The organism is Lentilactobacillus sp. TOM.63 (assembly GCF_030361045.1).
GTDB lineage: Bacteria > Bacillota > Bacilli > Lactobacillales > Lactobacillaceae > Lentilactobacillus > Lentilactobacillus dabitei.
In genome coordinates, this window is record NZ_JAUCAP010000009.1 from 1 (window position 1) to 23,581 (window position 23,581).

At 43.0% G+C, this 23,581-nt stretch carries 21 protein-coding genes; 12 read left to right on the plus strand and 9 right to left on the minus strand.

Translation table 11 applies throughout. The annotated features are described in order from the left end of the window. Window positions 1–232: 232 nt before the first annotated feature. From QUF07_RS02900 to QUF07_RS02910, 3 genes are all read right to left on the minus strand, one after another. Window positions 233–1,108 (minus strand): tyrosine-protein phosphatase, encoded by an 876-nt coding sequence (locus QUF07_RS02900; protein ID WP_217342332.1) that lies wholly within the window; start codon window positions 1,106–1,108, stop codon window positions 233–235. Between the two features lie 21 nt (window positions 1,109–1,129). Further along, window positions 1,130–2,278, minus strand: coding sequence for a glycoside hydrolase family 3 protein (locus QUF07_RS02905; RefSeq protein WP_289426750.1), 1,149 nt, complete (start codon window positions 2,276–2,278; stop codon window positions 1,130–1,132). A gap of 103 nt (window positions 2,279–2,381) precedes the next feature. Further along, the gene (locus tag QUF07_RS02910; RefSeq protein WP_217342334.1) at window positions 2,382–2,975 is read right to left on the minus strand and encodes an NAD(P)H-dependent oxidoreductase; all 594 of its coding nucleotides are present in this window, start codon (window positions 2,973–2,975) and stop codon (window positions 2,382–2,384) included. Window positions 2,976–3,214: 239 nt separating this feature from the next. Between QUF07_RS02910 and QUF07_RS02915 the strand changes: the two genes are divergently transcribed. The 5 genes from QUF07_RS02915 to QUF07_RS02935 all read left to right on the plus strand — a co-directional run bounded on the left by QUF07_RS02915 (window position 3,215) and on the right by QUF07_RS02935 (window position 9,193). Beyond that, on the plus strand, window positions 3,215–3,685 hold the full coding sequence (locus tag QUF07_RS02915; RefSeq protein ID WP_217162135.1) for a MarR family winged helix-turn-helix transcriptional regulator: 471 nt from the start codon (window positions 3,215–3,217) through the stop codon (window positions 3,683–3,685). 172 nt (window positions 3,686–3,857) lie between these two features. Beyond that, complete coding sequence (locus QUF07_RS02920) at window positions 3,858–5,459, plus strand: Nramp family divalent metal transporter (protein ID WP_289426751.1); 1,602 nt, start codon at window positions 3,858–3,860, stop codon at window positions 5,457–5,459. A 32-nt stretch (window positions 5,460–5,491) separates the two neighbouring features. Then, the gene (locus tag QUF07_RS02925) at window positions 5,492–5,941 is read left to right on the plus strand and encodes a universal stress protein (RefSeq protein WP_289426752.1); all 450 of its coding nucleotides are present in this window, start codon (window positions 5,492–5,494) and stop codon (window positions 5,939–5,941) included. Between the two features lie 95 nt (window positions 5,942–6,036). Further along, window positions 6,037–7,380, plus strand: coding sequence for an MFS transporter (locus tag QUF07_RS02930; RefSeq protein WP_217162122.1), 1,344 nt, complete (start codon window positions 6,037–6,039; stop codon window positions 7,378–7,380). A gap of 367 nt (window positions 7,381–7,747) precedes the next feature. After that, window positions 7,748–9,193 carry an NAD-dependent succinate-semialdehyde dehydrogenase gene (locus QUF07_RS02935; protein WP_056981822.1) on the plus strand — a complete coding sequence of 482 codons (1,446 nt, stop codon included), beginning with the start codon at window positions 7,748–7,750 and terminating at the stop codon, window positions 9,191–9,193. Window positions 9,194–9,642: 449 nt separating this feature from the next. Here QUF07_RS02935 and QUF07_RS02940 read toward each other — a convergent pair whose 3' ends face one another. The 5 genes from QUF07_RS02940 to QUF07_RS02960 all read right to left on the minus strand — a co-directional run bounded on the left by QUF07_RS02940 (window position 9,643) and on the right by QUF07_RS02960 (window position 14,701). Beyond that, entirely contained in the window at window positions 9,643–10,536 is an 894-nt protein-coding gene (locus QUF07_RS02940; RefSeq protein ID WP_217162118.1) for a diacylglycerol/lipid kinase family protein, read from the minus strand. 47 nt (window positions 10,537–10,583) lie between these two features. Then, window positions 10,584–11,072 carry an 8-oxo-dGTP diphosphatase gene (locus QUF07_RS02945; protein ID WP_217162116.1) on the minus strand — a complete coding sequence of 163 codons (489 nt, stop codon included), beginning with the start codon at window positions 11,070–11,072 and terminating at the stop codon, window positions 10,584–10,586. 21 nt (window positions 11,073–11,093) lie between these two features. Then, window positions 11,094–12,242: an AbrB/MazE/SpoVT family DNA-binding domain-containing protein gene (locus QUF07_RS02950; protein WP_217162115.1), complete on the minus strand. Its 1,149-nt coding sequence runs from the start codon at window positions 12,240–12,242 to the stop codon at window positions 11,094–11,096. Between the two features lie 206 nt (window positions 12,243–12,448). Next, window positions 12,449–13,780, minus strand: a complete 1,332-nt coding sequence (locus QUF07_RS02955) for an ammonium transporter (protein ID WP_217162114.1) — start codon at window positions 13,778–13,780, stop codon at window positions 12,449–12,451. A gap of 279 nt (window positions 13,781–14,059) precedes the next feature. Beyond that, on the minus strand, window positions 14,060–14,701 hold the full coding sequence (locus QUF07_RS02960; RefSeq protein ID WP_217162113.1) for an NAD(P)H-binding protein: 642 nt from the start codon (window positions 14,699–14,701) through the stop codon (window positions 14,060–14,062). Between the two features lie 160 nt (window positions 14,702–14,861). Here QUF07_RS02960 and QUF07_RS02965 point away from each other — a divergent pair, with 160 nt between their 5' ends. From QUF07_RS02965 to QUF07_RS02985, 5 genes are all read left to right on the plus strand, one after another. Next, window positions 14,862–16,781, plus strand: a complete 1,920-nt coding sequence (locus QUF07_RS02965; RefSeq protein ID WP_217162151.1) for a heavy metal translocating P-type ATPase — start codon at window positions 14,862–14,864, stop codon at window positions 16,779–16,781. A gap of 219 nt (window positions 16,782–17,000) precedes the next feature. After that, window positions 17,001–17,225: a heavy-metal-associated domain-containing protein gene (locus QUF07_RS02970; protein ID WP_217162112.1), complete on the plus strand. Its 225-nt coding sequence runs from the start codon at window positions 17,001–17,003 to the stop codon at window positions 17,223–17,225. Between the two features lie 9 nt (window positions 17,226–17,234). Continuing rightward, window positions 17,235–17,789, plus strand: a complete 555-nt coding sequence (locus QUF07_RS02975) for a ferritin-like domain-containing protein (protein WP_217162110.1) — start codon at window positions 17,235–17,237, stop codon at window positions 17,787–17,789. Window positions 17,790–18,191: 402 nt separating this feature from the next. Continuing rightward, window positions 18,192–19,001 carry a TraX family protein gene (locus QUF07_RS02980; RefSeq protein WP_217162108.1) on the plus strand — a complete coding sequence of 270 codons (810 nt, stop codon included), beginning with the start codon at window positions 18,192–18,194 and terminating at the stop codon, window positions 18,999–19,001. A gap of 209 nt (window positions 19,002–19,210) precedes the next feature. Next, a complete protein-coding gene (locus tag QUF07_RS02985) occupies window positions 19,211–20,548 on the plus strand; it encodes a dihydrolipoyl dehydrogenase family protein (protein ID WP_289426753.1) in 1,338 nt (445 codons plus the stop codon). A 200-nt stretch (window positions 20,549–20,748) separates the two neighbouring features. Here QUF07_RS02985 and QUF07_RS02990 read toward each other — a convergent pair whose 3' ends face one another. Further along, the gene (locus QUF07_RS02990; RefSeq protein ID WP_217162103.1) at window positions 20,749–21,726 is read right to left on the minus strand and encodes an aldo/keto reductase; all 978 of its coding nucleotides are present in this window, start codon (window positions 21,724–21,726) and stop codon (window positions 20,749–20,751) included. Between the two features lie 251 nt (window positions 21,727–21,977). Between QUF07_RS02990 and purE the strand changes: the two genes are divergently transcribed. Further along, window positions 21,978–22,466 carry a 5-(carboxyamino)imidazole ribonucleotide mutase gene (gene purE, locus QUF07_RS02995; RefSeq protein WP_289426754.1) on the plus strand — a complete coding sequence of 163 codons (489 nt, stop codon included), beginning with the start codon at window positions 21,978–21,980 and terminating at the stop codon, window positions 22,464–22,466. Continuing rightward, a complete protein-coding gene (purK, locus tag QUF07_RS03000) occupies window positions 22,447–23,580 on the plus strand; it encodes a 5-(carboxyamino)imidazole ribonucleotide synthase (protein ID WP_217162100.1) in 1,134 nt (377 codons plus the stop codon). The genes purE and purK overlap by 20 nt, the downstream gene beginning before the upstream one ends. Window position 23,581: the final 1 nt, after the last annotated feature.

Sequence of the window (23,581 nt, forward strand, 5' to 3'; positions counted from 1 at the left end):
GAATACCGGATTCACAACGACCAGTTATGTGCCTAAAAATTATTAAATATTATCTCCAACTATTGGGGTTCACTTCAAAATCAGGAATAATTGGTTCTTTTCGTTAAATTCTGGGATCAAAACGCCTATTGTCCCAGTCTCAAAATAACGAAGCAGGGTAACCATCCCGGACCTGGGAATGATTGCCCTGCTTCGTTATTTTCTGCCATCAAATTTGCTAAATGTCTCTGCATTATTTTGTTAGGTACATCGTCCGTAACTTTTGGATATCACTGTTGGATAATCTTAATGCGGTCTTCTGATAATGTCTCATTGAGCCATAGCGCTGATCGATTGCATGGTAGACAGCATTAAGATAAGCCGCCTTAGCAGTTTTGGATCGTTTAAAATTGGCCAGGGCCCGTTTGTTATGAGTCACTCGTTTCAACTGCTGGTACTCCTTGTGAACTGTGTTTTGTAAATCGTGATTCGAAGCCAAGTAGTTTTTCATGATCGTTTGCTTGGAAACGCCCAAGCAGGCAAGAATCAGCATCGTGGCAATTCCGGTCCGATCTTTTCCATAGGTGCAATGGTATAGAAGAGCGCCGTGTTTTTGTTTCAGGAGTTGGTTCATGAACGAACGGTAGGCTTTGATGCTATGGGAACTTGTAACCATTTTTTGATAAAACAGCTGCATATTATTTGGCTGCTTGTTTGCCAACTGGTTTGCGTATTGGCGAGTGGTGTGCACCCCAAAGTTTTTATTTGCCATGACACTATCGTGACGATAGTTAACCCCCGATATCCTAGTATCCTTAGCCGTTTTGATTTCACCTGTAGAGCGAAAATCGCAAACCACTTTTAAATTAACGTTCTTGGTTAGTTTCCACTGGTCAGTTTTCGATAAATGAGTCAAAGCAGCCGAACGGATGAGCCGGTTTGGCTTAATGTGCCAACCGTTCTTGGCTACAATGCCGCCTAAATCGTGAGTATTGACAGTGCCTGCTAAATGAATTGGGGTGCCATAAACCTTTTGGGCACTGGCCTTAACATCAGTCGGTTGTAATAATCCCCAGCTAAGACAAATAACTCCAAATAATGTGATTCGGATGAAATGATGATCATTCATATTGATCCCCCCCCAGAAAAATTAATGAATGTTCAACCCAATTTTGTCTTTCATTGTCAAAATTCGCTTAACAGACGCGTTGATTTGCTTGACCGAAACTTGCTTCTTTGCCACAGCTCGTCTTAGCTGAGGAATTCCCCGTTTATAATCGCTGGTTAACAGGACATCATTGCCGGCTTTAAATGCGGCCACATCCCGATAAACATGATGTGATCGGGCATAATTACCAACAGCTTGCATCTGTAAGCTATCTGAGACGATGACCCCTTTAAAGCCAAGATCCTTGCGAAGTATGTGAATATCTTTTTTCGAAAGCGAGGCTGGCTTGTGTGGATCAATTTTTTTCAAAATGATGTGGGTCACCATGACAGAATCAACGCCGCTCTTAATTCCCGCCTTAAATGGCCGGAAGTCTTTTGATTCGAATGACTTAAGTGACCGGCTGACCGCGGCGGATCCAGTGTGGGTATCAGCGGCCGAGCCGTAGCCAGGAAAATGTTTGAGGGTTGCGGCCACGTGCTGTTTTTGAATTGCCGGCACACTTGCGGCAATATACTTAGACGTTTTGACATAACCTTTGCCGATTGTTCGATCATAAATGAAACTACTTTTGTGCAGCGAAACATCGGCCACCGGCGCAAAGTCCCAATTAATTCCCAGGGCGTGGAGCTGTTTGGCCTGGTAACGATACATCGACAAGACTTTCTTCATCCCGCCGCGGTGAAGCGCCTGTTGTGGTGACAAATAATAGTTGTGACCAGAAATTCGTTTGTTGGCGCTCAGCCGAGAGACAGTGCCACCTTCTTGGTCAGTTGAAATGGTTAAGGGGATCTTGGCGCTGTGTTGGTAACTCTTAAGACGGTGTTTGAAAGAAGTCTTGCTACCAACGAAATTGTTTCCCATCAAAATAATGCCACCAAGATGGTATTTCTTGATATCGTGTTTCGTTATGGATTTATTATTTGATACTCCGGTTACAAATAATTGGCCAATTTTTTCATTAAGAGTCATATGCTTAATTTGATTATCGATTTTTTGCTCGTTAGTCTGCTTCGGATGAGTTCCTGAGGCAATTAAGTCTGTGCTTGCATGAGGGATTGATACCCCTAGCCCAAACGATACGGCTGTAATCATAGTGAATGATGCGACCTGCTTAAGATTAATGTTCAACTTACCCAATCTCCCTAAATATAATAATTATGTCAACATAATTATTATATGATAAAAATGAATGAATAGTCATGGGTATCGTCAATTAATTAACTTTTTGACGTTATCTAAGAAACTTTTGAATATGAGCCAAATCGGCTATCCGTTTAGCGGCTGATTCATCTTCAGCGTTGAAGTTATGCCAGTGGACATTGTTAACGCCAACTTTTTGAAACGTTCCTCGCTTAAGTGATTTGATAACCGGATTACCGTACTTCAACCGATAAAGAAAAGTGGGGGTTCCAGCAATTGTAAAAATATGAATGCGGGGTTGGTTGGCGAAGAGCTTCTTAGGGCTGTCCTTTGGAATCCGGTTTTTGCTAAAGACCTTGTCAATAAATCCCTTCGTCATGGCGGGCATGACCTCCCACCAAATAGGAAAGACAAAGATAATTCGTTCCGCAGCTGCCAGTCGGTTGAAGTAGCCATCCACTTGGTCGTTAAGTGAGTGCCTGGTTCGCCAGTTTGAAAGATCGGCGGCATGCATAACGGGGTCAAATTTGTCTTTGTGTAAGTCAATGACATCAACGGTATCACCGTTTGCTTGCAAATAACTAATGGTTCGTTGGGGAACCGCGGCACTATAGCTTCTAAAGTGTGGCTGGTTTTCACTAGCTGCCAAAGTATATGGATGGTCAAAAATAAGTATTGTTTTCATAATAAAATGTCCTTTAAATAAAAGTGAGCGGATCCAGGCGATTTTGCAACCGGAGCGTAAGTCTCCTTTGGTAGAAATCCCCGATTCTGGGATTTTTGCCAAAGGTGCTTACGTGCAGGTTGCTGCCTGGAGGAGCTGTCCTAATACTAATCGAGTAGCTTTTCAAAATACATTCCAAGGAATATAATGAGTATAGCAGAACATTAAAAAATGTCAAAATATATTCCGAGGAATTTAAAATGAAACCAACTAGTTTAACAAACCAAATTAAAGCCCAACTCGAAATTTTTCGAAGCCGGGATATTGATCAGACGATCCTTAATCAGGTTAAAGGAACAGGACTAATCGACACCAAATTGGCCAGCCGATTAACAATTAATGATCTCCACGTTATTCAGGTAGTGGCACATGGCGAAGATGTCATGATTTCTGATGTTGCGGCTGGGCTGCCTTTGACGCAAGGCGCGGTTTCTAAAATTGTGAATAAGCTTGCCAATGCGAGATTGCTGACCAAGGCTCATAAACCAGCGAATAAAAAAGAAACGTATCTTCAATTAACCAGTCTTGCAAAGAAGATCAACGCCATTCATGAACGGTATCATCAGGAAATGAATGACAAACTTCAAGAATTAACCGACCAATTTACGCTAGCCGATCTTCAGGTTGTGAGAGAATTTTTGAAAAAACTAAATGAATTACGCCAATTATAAAAAATAAACTTTTTATTTTGATAGAAAATTACAACCGCTTACTTTGTTTATATATAAACAAATTTCTTTTTATTTTTGTTTAAAACAAAGTTAGGTTTCCCAAATTTAAGGATTTACAATGGTTAAAACTATGATAGTATAAATCTGTACTAAAATATGAGGAGGTACTTTGATGCCAAAAGAAAAAGGGCCAAAGAAGCAACATTTGATTCATTATGCAAATGGACCTTCTTTGGAAGAGATTAACGGGACGATTGCAGTTCCAAAAGGACGAGGATTCTGGAAAACATTATTCATGTATTCTGGACCTGGTGCACTAGTTGCCGTTGGATATATGGATCCCGGTAACTGGTCGACTTCAATCACCGGTGGTCAAAACTTTGAGTATTTACTGATGTCTGTTATCTTAATGTCGAGTTTAATTGCGATGTTGCTACAATATATGGCGGCTAAACTGGGTATTGTGTCTCAGATGGATTTGGCTCAAGCAATTCGAGCCCGAACGAGTAAATCACTTGGTTATGTCCTCTGGATATTAACTGAGTTGGCGATTATGGCGACTGATATTGCGGAAGTTATTGGTGCGGCGATTGCGTTATACCTGCTGTTTCATATTCCACTTGTCTACGCCGTGTTTATCACTGTGTTTGATGTTTTGCTTTTGCTATTATTGACTAAAGTTGGTTTTAGAAAAATTGAAGCAATCGTTGTTTGTTTGATTTTAGTAATTCTGTTTGTTTTCGTTTATGAAGTTGCTTTGTCAGAACCAAACATTGGCGCTATGCTTAAAGGCTTGATCCCAACAGGTCAAACATTCTCAAGTGCAGATCATGTTAACGGTGATACACCATTAACTGGTGCCTTGGGAATTATTGGTGCGACTGTTATGCCTCATAACCTTTACTTGCATTCAGCTATTTCACAAACTCGTAAAGTTGATCATAACGACCAAGAGGATGTTGCGCGTACAGTCCGTTTCTCAACTTGGGATTCAAACATTCAATTGTCATGTGCTTGGGTTATTAACTCCTTGCTGTTGATCATGGGTGTTGCCGTATTTAAGACTGGTGCTGTAAAGGATCCATCATTCTTCGGATTATTTGATGCTTTATCAAATACTTCAATGTTGAGTAATGGAATCCTGATTGCGGTTGCCAAGTCTGGAATTCTTTCAATTCTGTTTGCTGTTGCGCTGTTAGCTTCAGGACAAAATTCAACCATTACCGGTACTTTAACTGGTCAAGTTATCATGGAAGGATTTATCCATATGAAGATGCCATTGTGGCTTCGTCGTTTGGTTACCCGTTTGATTTCAGTTATTCCTGTTTTAATTTGTGTTGCGATGACTAGCGGTGAATCCCCAATCAGACAACATGAGGCGCTCAATACTTTAATGAACAACTCTCAAGTCTTCCTAGCGTTTGCCCTACCGTTCTCAATGTTGCCATTATTAATGATGACGGATAATGCGAAGGAAATGGGTGATCGGTTCAAGAACACCCTTTGGGTTAAGATTCTTGGTTGGATTTCAGTTTTAAGTTTGACATTCCTTAACATGAAAGGCTTGCCAGATAACATTGCTAGTTTCTTCGGTGCCAATCCTTCTGCAGGAACTTTGGCTCTGGCTCATGGCATTGCTTATGGAATCATTGTTGCCATTGTCTTGCTTCTCCTATGGACAGTTTATGATCTATATCAAAGTCGTAACAAAATGCCAAAGCGTTTTGAAACAACTGAAGAATATTATGATGAAAGTAAACAGTCAGAAGAGTAGTATAGAGAATTGAGAGGAGGGGCATTGTTAGTATGGATAAAAATGAAATGCCACATACCAAGTTTAAAAGAATTTTAGTAGGTGTTGATGATTCACCTGACGCACAATTGGCTTTTCGTTATGCAATTTCTGAAGCCCGACTTTCTGAGGCCTCATTGGTCATTGCGTCCGTTTTGGAACCCGAAGACATGAATGTTTACCAAGCACTTAGTAAAGATTATGTCCACGGTGAACGTAAAGAATTGGCAGAACATATCAATCAATATCGTGATTTAGCACTTCGCGCAGGCGTTAAGGCTGTCGACACGGTTATTGAGGAAGGCAACCCCGGCGAAGTAATTGTTAAAACAATTATTCCTGCTGTTAAAGCTGACTTGTTAATTGTTGGATCAATGTCAAAGACTGGTGTTCGAAAGTACTTCGGTTCACAAGCTGCCTATATGGCTAAGTATGCACCGATTTCAGTAATGGTTGTTCGTTAGGCCGATTACCGAGTCCAGAATAATACGAAAACAGGATCGGAAATTCTTATTTCCGGTCCTGTTTTCGTAAAAATGTCGAAAGGGGGAGTTGTATCTTGGAACTTACAGAGAATCGCCGCAAGTGGTTCGTGGCAACTCTATTACTTGGAACGTTTACGATGTCGATTAGTCAGTCATCACTATCAACGGCTTATCCAACTTTTATGAAATACTTTAATTTGCCAGCTAGCACAATTGCTTGGCTGACAACCGGTTTCATGCTAATTATGTCTGTAGTTATGCCGCTATCGCCATGGCTGATGAATAATTTCAAATTTAAGCCGTTATACCTTTCTTTATTGATCAATTTTGTGATCGGAACGCTGATTATTATTTTTGCGCCCAACTTCTTGATTATGATGGTTGGCCGATTAATGGAAGGGTTTAGTGTTGGCGTGCTGTTTCCATCTTATCAATCAATCATTCTCGAAATTACGCCAACTTCTAAACGGGGAACCGTTATGGGAACGGTCGGCCTGGTGATGGGTTCCGCATTAGCTGTTGGTCCAATCGTATCTGGTGTCCTACTACAGATTTTTAATTGGCAAGCAATCTTTGGTTTCTTTTTAGTCGTTTTGGCAGTTGTTTTCATTTTTGCTATCAAGACGGTTGTAAGCCCGATGAAAATAAAATCAACTAAGTTTGATTTTATTTCCGTCTTTATGTCGCTTGGCATCATTGGACTGCTGTATTTTATCAACGAAATTTCGCATATGACAATGGCAAGTTACCTCAACTGGGGAATTTTATTAGTATCGCTCATCTTGCTCTATTTGTTTGTTCGACGCCAGCTGCACATGAAAGCACCACTGTTACGACTGGATATCTTGGCGATTCCTAATTTTGATCTTGGGGTTGCCTTAACCTCATTATCATATATGTCACTGATCACCGTGACGATCATTATGCCACTGTATTACCAGCAAGTTATTGGGTTAACACCTCTTTGGTCTGGCTTGTCACTTGTGCCGGCCGCTGCATTCTTGTCATGGTTAAATCGCCGCAGTGGTCGCTTGGCCGATCGGATTGGTTTTAAGCCAGTCATTTTAATTGGTTTTGGGCTGTTTATCGTTGGCTGGGGTGCTTTGCTGCTGTGTTCAGGACTTAAGAACATTTGGATTGCCATTATTTGTTCCATGGTCATTGAATCCGGTAATGCCTTTGCAATGATGCCGGCAACAACGCTTGGAGCTAATTCACTGACAAATGACCTCATTCCCCATGGCTCATCAGTCATCGCCACGGTGCGTCAGGTTATGGGTTCAACGGCTATTGTGATCGCAACGGTTGTATTAGGGAATCAAAATTTTAATGGGGTTTTCTTAACATTTTTAATTATTGAAATCATTGCAATCTTTTTAGTATTCAAAATTAAAGATACGGTGAAAGCCACGGCATAGTTGCTATTTGTGAAATGTAAGCAGTTTTCAATACAAAATCAATGTATAAGTGAACAACGTGATTGTTTTGAAAATCACAAGGCATTCAATTGTACCCCTTTTCATTTTGTGGTAATCTTTTTGTGGATGATAAAACGTCAGTCGCTTTTCATTCCCGCAGAGCAGCTGTTCAAGTTTCAATGAGCTGCTTTGCCGTTATTGACGTTTCCATTAGGTTATCCAATATAATAGGACAGCTCCTCCAAGCAGAGATCTGCATGTAAGCACCTCAAACGAAAATTCCCAAAACCGGAATTTCCGTTCGAGGAGATTTACACTCCGATCTCTAACCGCTTGGATCCGCTCACTTACTTTAGGAGGGTGTACAATGGCATATCGAACTGTTAATCCTTACAATAATGAAGTTGTTAAGGAGTATCCTTTTGCAACAGATATTCAACTTGGCGAAACACTTGCTGAAAGTGACGCAACCTATCGGGCAATGAAGAAGCAGCCAATTTCTGAACGGGCAAAAATCCTTCATAACGTCGCTGCCAAGTTACGTGAACATGAAGATGAACTTGCCAGAGCCTGTACCATTGATATGGGAAAACTAATTGGTGAATCAAAAGGTGAAGTTGAATTAGTTGCAATTATCGCTGATTGGTTTGCTGATCATGGTGAGGAACTGCTTCAGCCAGAAGAAGTGGACACGATCGCAACTGGTCATGCCGAGATTCAAAAGCATGCAACTGGGGTAATCATGATGGTCGAGCCATGGAACTTCCCATACTACCAAATTATGCGGGTATTTGCGCCTAACTTCATGGTTGGCAATACCATGATTTTGAAGCATGCTGCTAACACGCCAACTTCAGCTCAAATGTTTTGCGACGTTGTTGCCGAAGCTGGGGCACCCAAGGGTTCATTGACCAATTTATTCTTAAGTTATGATCAAGTTGGCGAAGCAATTGCCGATCCACGAGTTCAGGGTGTTGCGTTAACTGGTTCTGAGCGTGGTGGTACTGCCGTTGCTGAGGCCGCTGGTAAGAACCTGAAGAAGAACACAATGGAACTTGGTGGCATGGACCCATTCATTGTCCTCGGGGATGCTAATATGGACGATGTTGCTGATATCGCATGGCGCGCACGTCTTTATAATACTGGTCAAGTATGTACGTCATCCAAGCGGTTCATTGTCATGGATAACGTTTACGATGAATTTGTCGATACCCTTAAAGATAAATTCAGTAAAGTTCAACCAGGTGACCCACTGGATCCTGCAACTTCACTTGCACCAATGAACACCGAAAAAGCGAAGAATAAGCTTCAAGGCCAATTGGATGAAGCCATTGCGGCCGGTGCTAAGGTTGAATATGGAAATGAACCAATTGATTTGCCAGGCCAATTCTTCAAGCCAACAATCTTGACCAACATCAGCAAAAACAATCCAGCATATGACACCGAGTTGTTTGGCCCAATTGCTTGTGTTTACAAGGTTCACAGCGAGCAAGAAGCCATTGATCTTGCCAACGATAACCCTTATGGGCTTGGCGGCATTGTCTTTGCTGGTGATGAAGATCACGGCGCTGAAGTTGCTTCTCAAATCGAAACTGGGATGGTCTTTGTCAATAACTTCATGTCAACATTGCCAGAATTACCATTTGGTGGGGTTAAACTTTCAGGTTACGGCCGTGAAATGAGCCACATTGGTGAAGAAGCCTTCATTAATCAACAATTAATTGTCAAGACTGCTAAACCAAACATGAACAATTTGGCCGGTGGATTAGTCGCAACGGATCCACAACCTAAAAAATTAAGTAAAACAAAATAATCCGCGCTATGTTTAATCGATGCGCGTGATTTCAAGTAAAAATTCGTCAGGGAGTCATGATCCCTGGCGAATTTTTTGCGTATGGTTTTAAGTAAAAGGGAGCCGGTGAGCCATGACCGGCAATTTCCAAATAGCAGGCGGGAATCTGCCAGAGTTTAAAATTGTTTGCTGAGAGGCCGGACGGTAAAATAATCCCCATCAAAGATTGAATTGAACTGGAGGTGGCAAGATGAACAAAACAGCTGGCTTTTGGTCAAAGTTATCGATTATCCTGGCAATTGGTCAATTAGGCCTCTCACTATATAAACAGTATCAAGCATCAAAGAAGCAGCGGTAAAAACCAGGCGGCTGTTCGCTGCTAATTAACGATAAAGGGCAATCATTCCAATGTGCCGGGAATGGTTGTCCTTTATCGTTAAATCTGGATAGAAATTGTCCGATGCGCCAGCCTATTGTTGTTTTGGAACAATCACTTGCAAAAAGTCTGCCTTGGTCTTAACCGTAATCGGCAACTTCATCGCTGGATCACCATCGATACGGGCTTGGATTTCTCGCCGAGATAAACCTTCAATTTTAACCGTTTTACATTTGAAATACTTGACGTCGGCATTATCTTTCAAATTGCCCGAAAGAAAGTAGGATAGATACGCAAGCAATTTCGGCAAAGTAAACTTTTTCAGGATAAACACGTGGAGATGATCGTCATCGTAAGTGGCTTCGGGGTTAAATTCAACATAACCGCCAACTGAATTGGTTGTGGTGATGAGGACAATCTGGGCCCGCAAAGTTTCGACCTTGTCGTTAGCAGAAATTCGCAGCTTATAGGATCGATGGGTGAACAGTTCCTTGAATCCCTTAATGAGATAGATGACCTTACCGAACTTTTTCTTCTCGTCGTCTTTAATGTCTCGGGCGATATCCGCTAATCGCCCCAGCGTGAGGCTGCTAATCATTGGCGTTGTGCCAACTGTCCCAAGGTCAACGGCGACACAGGTGCCAGCTAATAAATTAGTGATCGCGTCGCTGGTATTCAATGGCACATTTAGCGCGCGAGCAAAGTTATTGACGGTTCCACCGGGAATGATGCCCAAAGGGATGGCCTTCCCGGTTTGCAGGAAGCCTTTACAAGCGGTATTAATTGAGCCGTCACCACCGATCGTGACGAGACAGTCAAATTGATTAGGCGCTTCTGCCGCCTTTGAAATGGCCTCCTCTTCGGATTGCGTTTTGGCCAATTCAACCCGCTTGCCGTGGGTTTCCAAAAATGTTTGGGCTTGCTTGGCAATCTTTTCATTATTACTTTTTCCAGCTGCCCCATTGTAGATAATCAGATAGTTTTGCATGGCGCACCTCCTATAAATGTAGTTAGTTTGTCACTATTATTATATGATTATTGATCGGTTAAGTCGTGTTTGGGGATTATCGTTAGCGAGTCATTCATTACTGGCGAAGTCGCATCAACCACGTGAGGGTCGGTGAAGATTTTGAGCATTTTCATAAAGCTTTCAGCGGTATTTTCTTCGGTTAACTCATCAATTGGCAGCCAATAGATTTTCCCTTCGTCTGACTGCTTTAATTGACCTGTAAAATGACTGGTTCGGTATAAAAAGCCAATCCGACGATAAGCGGGTTCCTCGCTGAACCACTCAACGGTGCCACATGATTCCAGTTGACTGATATGTAAGCCGGTTTCTTCAAAGATTTCGCGCACCATTGCGTCGTACAAGCTCTCACCTTTCTCAACATGCCCACCGGGAAAGGTATGGCCGAACTTCCAGGCAACGTCGGTTTTATCTTCAACCAACACTTTATTTGCCTGTTGATCATAAATCATGCACATGTTAACCATTTCAATATGTTCCGTTCGGGAATAAGTCATTTGCCCACCTCATTTTCAAAATTATTTAACGACGTAATTGCGGGTTTGAATTGGCTCTAGATAATCATTGAGTCGTTCAAACAGCATGACCAGCCAGGTAAATGCCAACATAAATGCCAGAATTTCAAACGCGGTTAGTGATAGATAGCCGACCACTTGAAAGAGAATTTCACCGGCGAGCAGCGCGCCGGCAATCAACCAGGATAGGTGAAGAAAGTCTGGCGAAACATTGGGGAGCAGCCACCGAATGCCAATGATCAATGCCAAGACCAGATATACTAGATAGCCGGCCACTTTGCCGTGGAGCAGATGTAGCTGAACGTTGTTAGGAAAAACGCCAACTGAAGCTAAATCGACGGCTAAGAGGGTTAAGAGAATCCTTAAAATCAATAATTGCTTGTTTTGGGGGAAAACGCGCTTTAATGACACAAATAAATAATCGATTAAGGCGATTAGGATGAGGCCTGAAAAAATGAGTGTCAGGTTGAATTCCCAAGCAGATTTGGCGTTAGTGGTTCCCAGGAAGCTTAAATTGCGCTTCCACCAGTAGAGGTTTTGGTTACTCATCATTGCCAGAACCATGCCGCTCACAATGACAGCAATAAAGGTATTCGTCAGCAATCGAGATGAAAGCCTCGGGACCAGGTTAGCCATTGTCTGGGTCTCGATCAACGTAATCATGGCAAAAATGGCCGTGGATGTTGCCAAATCAAAGGTAGCACCCTTGAACAGGTTGCCAGCGATCCAGAATAGGCCGGCCATTAACATGAAGCTAATTAAGGCGCCAGCTAAAGCAACCGTTGGAAAATTCCGCCAAGAAACGGCTTGAACCACCGCGGCTTTTTTGTGCTTGAGCAAAATGAATGAAGTCGAAAAGCTAATCAGGCCGCTAAAAGTTGTGAGCCCCAAAGAAAGGGTCGCAACTGATTCAGTTCCGGTTAACGGGATGTAGTGGATTTTTCGCACAATAAAATAACCTAGAAACGCAATTGTCATGAGGATAATTAAAATAATTGTGCTCACCCGACGTTCATGAATTTCAGTCGGCTTTTGAGGAGATTTGACGATGAGCCCATCTTGAGTAATTGTCACCTCCACGTTATTGCCCGATTTGATGCCCAGATGTTCTTTGAGCTGTTTCGGCAATTGTAAAAAATTCTTTTCTTCCAACAATGTTCCTCCTCAAAATATGATACAAGCTTTCCTTGGCTAAAGAATGCATGTTCCTTATCCATATTAAAATGTTATCCTTCTTAGGATTAAATGACAAGTGATAGTGACGGCTATGTGCAGTGACACAAAAAACTAACTAACAGCTTGTTCAAGCAGTCAGCTAGTTTTGTATTTATCATATGATTGTATATAGAAGAAACAATTTATTTTACTGGTGGATCCTTTGGTGTTAAGTTGGCCATCTGACCTCTAAATTCCTTTGAATAAAGATTCAGATCTGAGCGGTATTCGTCAAGGTTATCACTCATTTCAACGGTGTAATCAGCTTCCTCACCGTGTTCACCTTGATCAAGGCCAAGTTCCTCTTCCTTCCGATCAACTCGTATTGGCATCACGAGGCTGAGGCCTTTGATGATGATTGAAGCGGCAATGACGACGAATACGATGGTAACGGCAGTAGCGAGTAACTGGACGCCAAATTGATGGAAACCGCCGCCGTAGAACATACCATTGTGGGTAACGACTGGGTTAACAGATTTCGTTGCGAACAAACCGGTTGCGATACTACCAACGATCCCACTAACGCCGTGACAACCAAAGGCATCAAGGGCATCATCAACGCCAATTCGATCCTTTAGATAGTTAACAAAGAAGTAGCTGGCAAAGGTTGAGAATATCCCGATCCAAAACGAACCGGCGATGGTGACGAACCCACAAGCAGGGGTGATGCCAACTAATCCACAGAGGGTACCGGTACAAACGCCTACCAAAGTCGGCTTGCCGCTAATGATCATATCGAGGACCATCCAGGTGACCATCGCGGTACCTGTTGACATGGTCGTCGTGATTGTTGCTTGAGAAGCAATGTTATCAACGCCCAGTGCTGATCCGGCGTTAAAGCCATACCAACCAATCCAGAGGATCGTTGCGCCAAGCAAGACCCAAGGCAAGTTGTAGTGGTTATGTGGCCGATCACCAAACTTAATTCGTTTGCCTAAGAAAGCGGAAAGGACAAACGCAGTCACACCGGCATTGATATGAACAACGGTTCCACCAGCAAAGTCGAGAACACCCAAGCCGTAAAGAATTCCGTGGGGGCTCCAAACCAAGTGAACCATTGGGTAGTAAATAATGATTGACCAAAGAACTAAGAATACTAACAGGAAATTAAACTTGATTCGGCCAACCACGGCACCGACGAACAAAGCCGGCGTAATGATAGCAAACATCATTTCAAAGATTGCAAATATGCCAGTTGGAATCTTGGTAGCCGTCAGAGATGTTAAATCAACACCATTCATGAAGAAGTTCTTCACGTTACCGATGATCCCACTGATGTCACCTGAAAATGATAGCGAGTAACCAATCACAACCCATAAAACAATTGCAACACCAGTCATAATGAAGACGGACAACATGGTGTTAACCACGTTACGCTTTGACACGAGACCCCCATAAAAAAACGCCAGTCCAGGAGTCATGAACAATACTAAAATACTGGATAAAATCATAAAAGAGGTATTTGCAGCATTCATAACATCGCTTCCTTTTTCTTAATGTCATAAATTCTAACATCATCTTTGCGATAATTCCAGCAGTTTTTGAAAATGGTTAGAAAATGAGAAAACGATAAACGAATTTGTAAACGTCACCACAGTTGTTGGAAGGGCAACCAACCGATGGCGAAAATGAGTTAATTATTTTGAAATTCAAAGTGATTAATGTAATCAAAACTAACATAAGTTACAAAAAGCGATCCAACAGCACTCGAGGTGACGTGATGATGAATCGTTCAGTTAAGATTTAAAATCAGCTTAATTTAAATGATTAATCGCTTCTGGAATTGGCTCATTGCCAGCACTCATTTCAATGACTTCACCAATCGATGAATTGTGCTCAGCTAAGCCGATGAGGACTTCGGCGACGTTATCGATACTATTTTCGTTAGTGGTGTAATCGCCCAAAGTGACTTTGCCCGACCCCGGTTTCTCGACTAATGCCGTTGGCTGCAGGATGGTGTACTGCAGATGGGTATTGTTCATTAACCATTCGTCGGCATAATACTTGGCAATTAAGTAATCAGCCAGCGGGGATTGTTTTTTACCGCTAAATAAATCTGGGGTTAAGGAACCCTTTGAGCTCAGCATGATAAATCGTAAGATGCCTTTTTCTTCGGCGGCTTTCATCACCTTGACAGCCCCGTTGAGGTCGACTTGCAGTAAATCTTTACCGCCAGAGCCGGCAGCGAAAATCAATTTGCCCGCTTCCGGGAGCGCTTCTTTGATTTCGTCCTTGGTGTCATGTAGGTTGATTTTAAACGGCGTGACATTTGGGGCGACGGGAACTTTCTTGGGGTGGCGGGCACCTGCATACACTTCGATGTCCTTATTAGCCGTTAACTTCGAAACGACGGTCGATCCAACTCGGCCGGTTGCGCCAATCACGATAATTTTCATGGGGAGCCTCCTAACATATTTGTTAACTTAATTATAGATAAAAACGGTCGCATACACAAAGCGTTATGATTTTAATTTGCAAGACTTGATCCAGATCAATTATTTATTTGGGATTGCTCTCTATACTTAAGGCATAATCAAAGGACGGGAGCAAAACATGATGAAAATACAACGATTTATTAATCAACACATTAATCAAATTACGTTAATAACAGCGATTCTGATTGGAATTGGGCTGCTTGGAAATGTACTAGGGTCGCCGCTGCTTTATACAGGGGCATTTATCCTGGCTTCAATCATTTCTGCGGTGCCAATTTTGCTAAGGGCGATCTCGGCGTTAAGGTTTAAAACGATCAGTATTGAACTGCTGGTCAGTATCGCAGTTGTTGGCGCCTTTATCATCGGTGAGTACAATGAGTCCGCCATTGTGACCTTCTTATTTCTTTTTGGAACCTTTCTGGAAGATAAGACGTTGGCTAAGACCCGCCATTCCATCAAGGATTTAACTGAAATGGCGCCAACCACTGCAACGATTGTGAATGACGATGGCAGCACGGCAGAATCCGACGTTGACTTTGTGGATGTCGGTGATGTGGTGCTAGTCAAAGCCGGCGGTCAAATTCCGGTTGATGGTAAAATTGTGGCCGGTTCTGGTCATTTCAATGAAGCCAGCATTACTGGTGAATCCAAGTTGGTGACCAAAACTGAGGATGACCCAGTATACTCAGGAACGATTTTGGATAACGGGACCGTCAAAGTTGAGACCACTAAGGTTGGTGATGAGACCACTTTTGGCAAGATCGTTGAGTTAGTTGAGGATGCCCAAGATACTAAATCCCCAGCTGAAAAGTTTATTGACAAATTTGCGACATATTACACTCCAGCTGTGTTAGTGATTGCACTAGTGGTGGGTTTGATCTCTCAAGATTTTCGCTTGGCAATTACCGTGCTAGTTCTTGGCTGCCCAGGGGCGTTGGTCATTGGCGCCCCGGTTTCTAACGTTGCCGGGATTGGTAATGGTGCCAAGAACGGTGTCTTGATTAAAGGCGGCGAGGTGATGAATACCTTTGCCAACGTTGATACCTTAGTCTTTGATAAGACTGGCACTTTAACTGAAGGCAAAACTGCAGTGACCCAATTTAAGAACTATGCTGCTAATGAAGATGGCTTGGCAATGGCGGCCTCAATTGAGCAGCATTCCGATCACCCATTGGCCAAAGCGATTGTTCAATTTGCGAGCGGCAAAGGGGTTCACCGTGATCAAGCTACCACAGGCTCAGTCAATACGATTAAAGGTCGGGGCATTCAAGCTGACATTGAAGATCAGCAAGTGTTCATTGGCAATGTTGCGTTGATGGCTGATCATCAGATTCATCTTTCTTCTCGGCAGCGAGCTGATCTGGAAACCATTCAAAATCAGGGGAGTTCATCCGTTATTGTTGCCATTAATCATCAGGTGAGTGCAATCTTAGGAATTTCTGATGTGATTCGCCAAGGGGTTGCCGAGAGTCTCCGCCAGCTTAAAAAGTTGGGAATCAAGCAAACGATTATGTTAACGGGCGACAATCAAGCGACTGCCCAAGCGGTTGCCCAGCAAATTGGCATCGATACGGTTCATGCTGAACTGCTGCCAGAACAAAAGGTGGCCTACGTGAAGAAGTATCAAGCTCAAGGGCACAAGGTTGCTTTCATCGGCGATGGGATTAACGATAGCCCATCAATTGCCACGGCAGATATTGGGATTGCCATGGGTGGCGGAACCGACGTCGCAGTTGAAACTTCCGATGTTGTGTTGATGGCTTCGAAGTTTGAAGAGCTGGTTCACGCGTTTGGCCTTGCTAAAAAAACGGTTGCCAATACAAAGGAGAACATCTTTATCGCTATCGCCACCGTTGTATTTCTACTGATCGGGTTAATGCTTGGCTACATTTATATGGCAAGTGGGATGTTTGTCCACGAAGCAAGTATCTTGGTCGTGATCTTCAATGCGATGAGATTGATTAAATATCGAACAAAAGTGGCAAAACTTGATCCAGATCAATTATCTTTGCAGGAATCGGAATTATCATTAAGACAGTAAGTGAGCGTAGCAAAGCGGTTAGGAACTGGAATATAAGTCTCCTTCAACAGAAATCCCTGGTTTTTAGGGATTTTTGTTGGAGGTGCTTATATGGAAGTTCCTGCTTTGCGGAGCTGTCCTAAATAAGTGAGCGGATCCAAGCGTTTTAATCCAAGCCAGAGACAAAACGATCAGCTTACCCTTTACAAATACACTAATCAATAAATGGAGGTCATTATTATGAGTAAAGCAATTCTACAATTAGACGCATTATCCTGCCCGTCGTGCATGCAAAAAATTCAAGGGGCATTGGCAAAACAGGATGGCGTTGAAGACGTTAAAGTCATGTTCAACGCTGCCAAAGTTAAGACGGAGTTTGATGGTGCCAAAATCTCTGCTGATGATCTGTCCAATACAGTGACAGATTTAGGTTACGAAGTTCAATCAATGAAAGTGAAGGAATGAGGTAGAAAAATGACAACTAAAAATGCTGAAACAACCCCAAAAGATTTATTTGCAGCAGAAGTGAAGCAGGCAGATATTGATCACCACACCCCAACCGCGGGGGCAATGGTTGGCCACATTGTATCAAACTTAGTGGTGTTAGCCGATAAGCTTCAGCAAGCCAAATGGTATGTCAAAGGGATGAACGCTCACTCTCTGAAGGCTTACTTTGGTGAATTGTTGGTACAAGCCAACAAGCAAAGGGATGCATTGGGAACAACTCTGATTGATGAAGATCTATTGACGCCAACTACGCAAAAAGAGTTCAGCGAGTATGCGATGTTAACTGAAAATGGTGAAAACAAGTATCACTCTGCAGAGTGGTTGATCGATAGTTTTGTCCACGATTATGACACGGAAAACTTGTTTATTACCCGAGCCATTAAATTAGCTCAAAAAGAGGATCGGCCAGTTTTGGCAGCGGTACTCACAAAGCTGTTGGCTACGAACAATCATAATATTGCTGAACTGCAGGCACTCCTTGGAAATGATCCTCGAGAAGGATTGGACGAAGAAGACTTTTAGTAGCACATTTCAATTGAACTAAATCTTGATTAACAATTACAAGCGAATCGAGAGTGGGACGAAGGGCGATTTGCTCCCATAATTTAAGTGAAAGCGGCAGTGCATTCTGATTTTGGAATGCGCTGCCGCTTTTGCTTAAATTATGGGAGCAGCCTTTTGTCGCAAGTTTTATCAATATGAAATGGTGAGCTTGAGTTGCATTTATAAATAATTTGCCGATTAATGTCCCAACCTCTTTGCTTTGTGGGGGGGAGTTGGTTAATGTCGACTGTTTTTAAATTGTCGATGAGAAATATTGTCGTTGACAAATAATAGCGTTAGGGTTAAATTTAACGTCATAGTTAGTTACTCATATAATTAACCAGCTAACAAATTGATTTGAAAGAATTTGGAGGATTAGTCATGAATTTAACCGCCACCAGAAGAAGAGGTCTAACCAATTTTGACATTAAAGTACTTGGGATTACGTTAATGTTTATTGACCATTTTCATGAAATGTTTGCAGCGGCCGGGGCCCCGAACTGGCTTGATTGGTTTGGCCGACCCGTTGCGACCATCTTTATGTTTTTAAGCGTTGAAGGATTTACCCACACTCATGATCAGCGACGCTACCTGTCACGATTATTGATCGGCTTTTGGGTAATGGGAATTGGTAACTTGGTTGTCCAGCATTTCTTCAGTATGGGAAATTTCGGCCTGATGAACAATATTTTTAGTGACTTGTTCATCGGTGTTTTAACCATGTACGGTCTTCAAACCATTGCCGACGGTCACCGGGATCATCGGTTGGGGAACATCCTATTAGGAATTGGTATTATTATATTGCCGCTGCTGTTTGCCGGTATCTTAATCGGATTCATTGGCACAGGCAATCCAAGCATTTTCTATAAAGCAATCGTCATTGCAATTCCAACACCAATCACAGCTGAGAACTCATTCTTTTTGTATCTTGGTCCAGTGATGTATCTGTTGCGAAACAAACGCAGCTGGCAGATGCTGGCACTTGCAGCCTTTGCCTTCCTGTCAACCGGATTTAATTTCAGCTCGTTGCTATCAGAAAACACGCAGTGGATGATGGCTTTTGCGATTATTCCTTTAGTGATGTATAACGGCAAATTGGGTCGAAGTATGAAGGGCTTCTTCTATGCATTTTATCCGATTCATATTTGGCTACTATATATCATCGCTTCATTACTTGGTGTGAGAGCCTAATAGGCAATTTGTTTGCTTGTGAATTCCGTCCGGGTTACGATTACTTATGAAACGTAATCGACCAGAGATTTAGGACAGCTCCTCCAAGCAGTAACCTGCACGTAAGCACCTCAATCAAAAATTCTAAAAACCAGAATTTCTGATTGGGGAGACTTACGCTTCGGTTACTAACCGCTTGGATCCGCTCACTTATAAATGGAGGGACATTTATGGCAAATCAATATGATTATGATGTTTTGTATATTGGCAGCGGTCACGGAACCTTTGATGGCGCTATTCCACTCGCAAGTACAGGTAAAAAGGTCGGGGTAATTGAGACCGATTTAATTGGGGGAACTTGTCCAAATCGGGGTTGTAACGCCAAAATCACGTTGGATGCCCCTGTTCAATTAGCTCGGTTAACTGAGCGACTGGACGGCATTGTTTCTGGTGGCATTTCGATTAATTGGGAACAAAATGAACAGCACATGCATGAGGTGATTGATGAATTGCCGACCATGATTGCTGGATTAATGAAGTCGGTCAATATTGATATCATTAAGGGCTATGGCGTCTTAGCTGATAATCATACGGTGATGGTTGACGGGGCACCGAAAACTGCCGATAAGATTGTGATTTCAACCGGTCAGCATCCCCACCGTTTGGAAGTGCCAGGAAACGATCTGGTGCATGACAGCGAAGAGTTCATGAACTTAAAGCGGCTGCCCCGGCAAATTGTGATTATCGGTGCCGGCTATATTAGTTTGGAATTTGCCACAATTGCTAACGCTGCTGGCGCTCAAGTCACAGTCATGACTCATGGCGACCGGGTGCTGCGAAAGTTCTATCAGCCTTATGTTGATCAAGTGGTGGCTGACCTGAAGTCTCGTGGGGTCCAGTTTATTTATGATGCTAAGGTGACCGAAGTTGAAAAAGCCGCCGATAATTTCGTTGTTCATTACAATGATGATCAACAAGTTACTGCCAGCTGGGTGCTTGATGCAACCGGCCGCAACCCTAATGTCGATGGTCTTGGCTTAAACAAGCTCGGGATTAAGTATAATCGGAATGGTATTTCCGTGAACGATCATCTGCAAACCAGTGTTGATAATATTTATGCGTCTGGGGATGTGATCGATAAAGATCAACCTAAGTTAACGCCCACCGCCATTTTTGAGTCAACCTACCTGATGCATCAGTTCGCTGGGGATAGCGATGCACCGATTAACTATCCGGCGATTCCTTCAGTTGTCTTCACCTCACCAAGAATTGCCAAAGTCGGGGTAACCCCGGAAGCCGCCAAGAACAGTGATAATTTCGATATTCAAACCAATCATTTGCCAGATGATTGGTACCGGAAAGTCACTAAGGAAAAAATCGGTGATAACACCTTAATTTATAATCAGCAGCATCAATTAGTCGGAGCAACCGAAATCAGCGATCAAGCAGAAAATGCAATTAACACTTTGCTGCCGGCAATTGAGTTCAAATTCAGCGCTGATCAACTTGCTCGTCTGATCACGTTGTTTCCATCAATTGCAGCCGATGCGCTCGGACAATTGTCATGAAGAACAGTTAGCAATCAGTTTATTGGTGGCTGAATGGCTGCTTAATTTAATCCATTTCGTCAGTGCTACTGAGATCAAAGTAAAATAACTTTAAAATTAAAAAAGTGGACCAAGAATCAACAATGGAAGTTTCAGCTTCTGATTGTCGGTTTTTGGCCCACTTTTTTTGACTTTAAATAATGAGATCTTCGGGCTCTTGATTACCAGAGATACTCAACGGGGTTCTTAATATATTGATTGTAAACATCGCGGACGATCTGCATTTGTTCATCGCTAAGCGCAGGAAGGTCAGCTGCAGTCGTGTTACGATCAATTTGGGTCGGGTTGCTGGCACCGGGGATGACAGCAGAAACGGCATCGTACATTAGAATGAAGCGAAGGGCGGTTGCAGCCAGGTTGTCGGTGCCTAAGCGTTCCTTTAACTCGTTGGCGGCTTTCACACCAGTCAGGTAATCGACACCGGAGAAGGTTTCACCCTTATCGAATTGTTCACCGTTTCGATTGGTTGTGCGGTGATCTTCCGGAGCAAATTTGGTATCTGCCGTGAATTTGCCGGTCAATAGGCCACTTGCCAAGGGGACCCGGGCCAAAATGCCAATGTTATGCTGCTTGGCGAGATCGAAGAATAAATCGGCTGGCCGTAATCTGAACATATTGAAGATGATCTCAACAGCGGAAATGTCGTACGACATCGCTTTGATCCCTTCTTCAACCCGTTCGACGCTCACCCCGTAATTTTTGATTTTACCCGCTTTCTTGAGCTTATCCATTGTGAAGAAAGTTTCCGGCATGTAATAGGTCTGCATTGGCGGACAATGGAGTAACACCATATCCAATGCATCGACTCCCATGTTCGTTAAGGATTCCTCAACGTAGCGGGTGAGGTGTTCAGGATTGAAATGGTCAACGGTTAATGGCATTTCTTTGCGACCAATTTTAGTTGTGAAATGGACATCTGGGTGGGTTTGAACAAATTTGCCCACCGTCTTTTCGCTATTGCCATCCTGGTAGCCATCAGCAGTATCGAAGAAATTAACCCCGTGATCATAGGCTTCAGCAAGAGTCTCTTCAGCATCTTTGGGGTCAAATGGGGTGCCCCACTTACCACCGAGCTGCCAAGTTCCAAGCGAAACTTCACTGATTGAATAGCCAGTCTTTCCAAGTGTCCGGAATTTCATGATTGTTGCCTCCTAATTGTTGTTAACGTTACTTTAAGTTTAACATTTTTTGAGCTGAATAATTGTTTCTTGGCTGGATTCGATTGAAGAAGTAAAGTCAATCGAAATTAAAACGTTAAAGCATAAAATATGAACTATTTTTTGTAAAAAAGGGACAAAAATGGTTTAAAACACGAACAATGCGGTTGACAATTAAAATCGATGCCAGTATGATTTAGACACCAAATAAATTCGAAAAGGTGAGTGTTGAAATGGCAAACGTCGTCGGAGTGGCAATGGGATCGATATCTGATTGGCCAACAATGAAGCTGGCATGTGAACAACTTGAAAAGCTGGGGATTCCGTATGAAAAGCACGTTATCTCGGCTCATCGGATGCCAGACGAACTACAAGCGTTTGGTAAATCTGCCAGAAATAATGGTTTGAAAGTCATTATTGCCGGTGCTGGTGGGGCGGCCCATCTACCAGGCATGATTGCGGCAAACACGACATTACCCGTTATCGGGGTACCCATCAAAACACGAACATTAAATGGTATTGACTCCTTGCTTTCAATTGTCCAAATGCCATTTGGCGCACCAGTGGCGACTGTTAGCATTGGTGAATCTGGCGCTAAAAATTCGGCGTTACTCGCAGCTCAGATTTTAGCAACGACTGACAAAACAATTGAAAAGAAGTTGCTCGATTTGAAACATGAGCAGAAAGTGGAGGCCAAAAATAGTGAGCAGCAGTTCGATTAAAACAATCCTGCCGCCAGCCACAATCGGAATTGTTGGCGGTGGTCAATTAGGACAGATGATGGCGCTCATTGCCAAATCGATGGGCTATCACGTTGGCATTCTGGATCCAACGCCACAATCACCAGCGGGTCAGGTGGCGGATTTTCAAATCGTTGCTGAATATGCCGACGTCGATTCACTCATGAAGTTAGCCGAAAAGTCGGATGTATTGACCTATGAATTTGAGAACGTTGATGAAGCTTCCTTACTTAAAGCCAAAAAGGTGGCTGAACTTCCTCAAGGGGTCAATTTACTGCATATCACTGGCGAACGACTCAATGAAAAGAACTTCATCCGTGATTGTGGCCTGCCGGTGACGAAGTTTGCAGCGGTGAACGATAAACGCTCACTTGAGAAGGCAATTGATGAAGTTGGCTATCCCGCAATATTGAAAACAACCTCTGGCGGGTACGATGGCCACGGGCAAATGGACCTTAATAGCGCGGCTGATATCGATGGCGCTGCTGAATTATACGATAAGACGCAGTGCATTCTGGAAGCCCGCCAAAAGTTTATTGCTGAAGCCTCCGTCATGGTTACTCGCGACCTCAATGGGAAAGTGATCACCTTCCCATTGGTTGAAAATCGCCATAAGAATCACATCTTACACACAACCATTGCCCCAGGACAATTTTCGCAGACGGTTCATGACAAAGCACATCAATATGCAGAAATTATCGCCAATAAGCTGGATTTGTATGGGGTTTTGGGAATTGAACTATTTGTGATTGATGATCAAGATATCATGGTCAATGAATTAGCACCACGTCCACATAACTCCGGTCATTATACGATCGAAGCCTGCAACATCTCTCAATTTGAGGCACATATTAGAAGTATCTGCGGCTTGCCAATTCCGGCCGTTACTCAAACCAAGCCAGCGGTCATGCGCAACTTGCTGGGAACTGACCTAACGCTTGCCCGCAACTTACTCAAAGATCATCCAGAATGGCATTTCCACGACTACGGTAAAGCAGAAATTCGGCCACAACGGAAAATGGGCCACGTTACCGTGCTTGGTGACAATATTGATGACTTGCTTGAATCCACCGACATGTTAAAGGGAGAAAATTAAA

Bases quoted from the DNA above. Each gene is read 5' to 3' on its own strand.
- QUF07_RS02900 (WP_217342332.1), bottom strand. From the start codon at position 1,108: ATGAATGATCATCATTTCATCCGAATCACATTATTTGGAGTTATTTGT.
- QUF07_RS02910 (WP_217342334.1), bottom strand. From the start codon at position 2,975: ATGAAAACAATACTTATTTTTGACCATCCATATACTTTGGCAGCTAGT.
- QUF07_RS02915 (WP_217162135.1), top strand. From the start codon at position 3,215: ATGAAACCAACTAGTTTAACAAACCAAATTAAAGCCCAACTCGAAATT.
- QUF07_RS02920 (WP_289426751.1), top strand. From the start codon at position 3,858: ATGCCAAAAGAAAAAGGGCCAAAGAAGCAACATTTGATTCATTATGCA.
- QUF07_RS02925 (WP_289426752.1), top strand. From the start codon at position 5,492: ATGGATAAAAATGAAATGCCACATACCAAGTTTAAAAGAATTTTAGTA.
- QUF07_RS02935 (WP_056981822.1), top strand. From the start codon at position 7,748: ATGGCATATCGAACTGTTAATCCTTACAATAATGAAGTTGTTAAGGAG.
- QUF07_RS02940 (WP_217162118.1), bottom strand. From the start codon at position 10,536: ATGCAAAACTATCTGATTATCTACAATGGGGCAGCTGGAAAAAGTAAT.
- QUF07_RS02945 (WP_217162116.1), bottom strand. From the start codon at position 11,072: ATGACTTATTCCCGAACGGAACATATTGAAATGGTTAACATGTGCATG.
- QUF07_RS02955 (WP_217162114.1), bottom strand. From the start codon at position 13,780: ATGAATGCTGCAAATACCTCTTTTATGATTTTATCCAGTATTTTAGTA.
- QUF07_RS02960 (WP_217162113.1), bottom strand. From the start codon at position 14,701: ATGAAAATTATCGTGATTGGCGCAACCGGCCGAGTTGGATCGACCGTC.
- QUF07_RS02965 (WP_217162151.1), top strand. From the start codon at position 14,862: ATGAAAATACAACGATTTATTAATCAACACATTAATCAAATTACGTTA.
- QUF07_RS02970 (WP_217162112.1), top strand. From the start codon at position 17,001: ATGAGTAAAGCAATTCTACAATTAGACGCATTATCCTGCCCGTCGTGC.
- QUF07_RS02975 (WP_217162110.1), top strand. From the start codon at position 17,235: ATGACAACTAAAAATGCTGAAACAACCCCAAAAGATTTATTTGCAGCA.
- QUF07_RS02980 (WP_217162108.1), top strand. From the start codon at position 18,192: ATGAATTTAACCGCCACCAGAAGAAGAGGTCTAACCAATTTTGACATT.
- QUF07_RS02985 (WP_289426753.1), top strand. From the start codon at position 19,211: ATGGCAAATCAATATGATTATGATGTTTTGTATATTGGCAGCGGTCAC.
- QUF07_RS02990 (WP_217162103.1), bottom strand. From the start codon at position 21,726: ATGAAATTCCGGACACTTGGAAAGACTGGCTATTCAATCAGTGAAGTT.
- purE (WP_289426754.1), top strand. From the start codon at position 21,978: ATGGCAAACGTCGTCGGAGTGGCAATGGGATCGATATCTGATTGGCCA.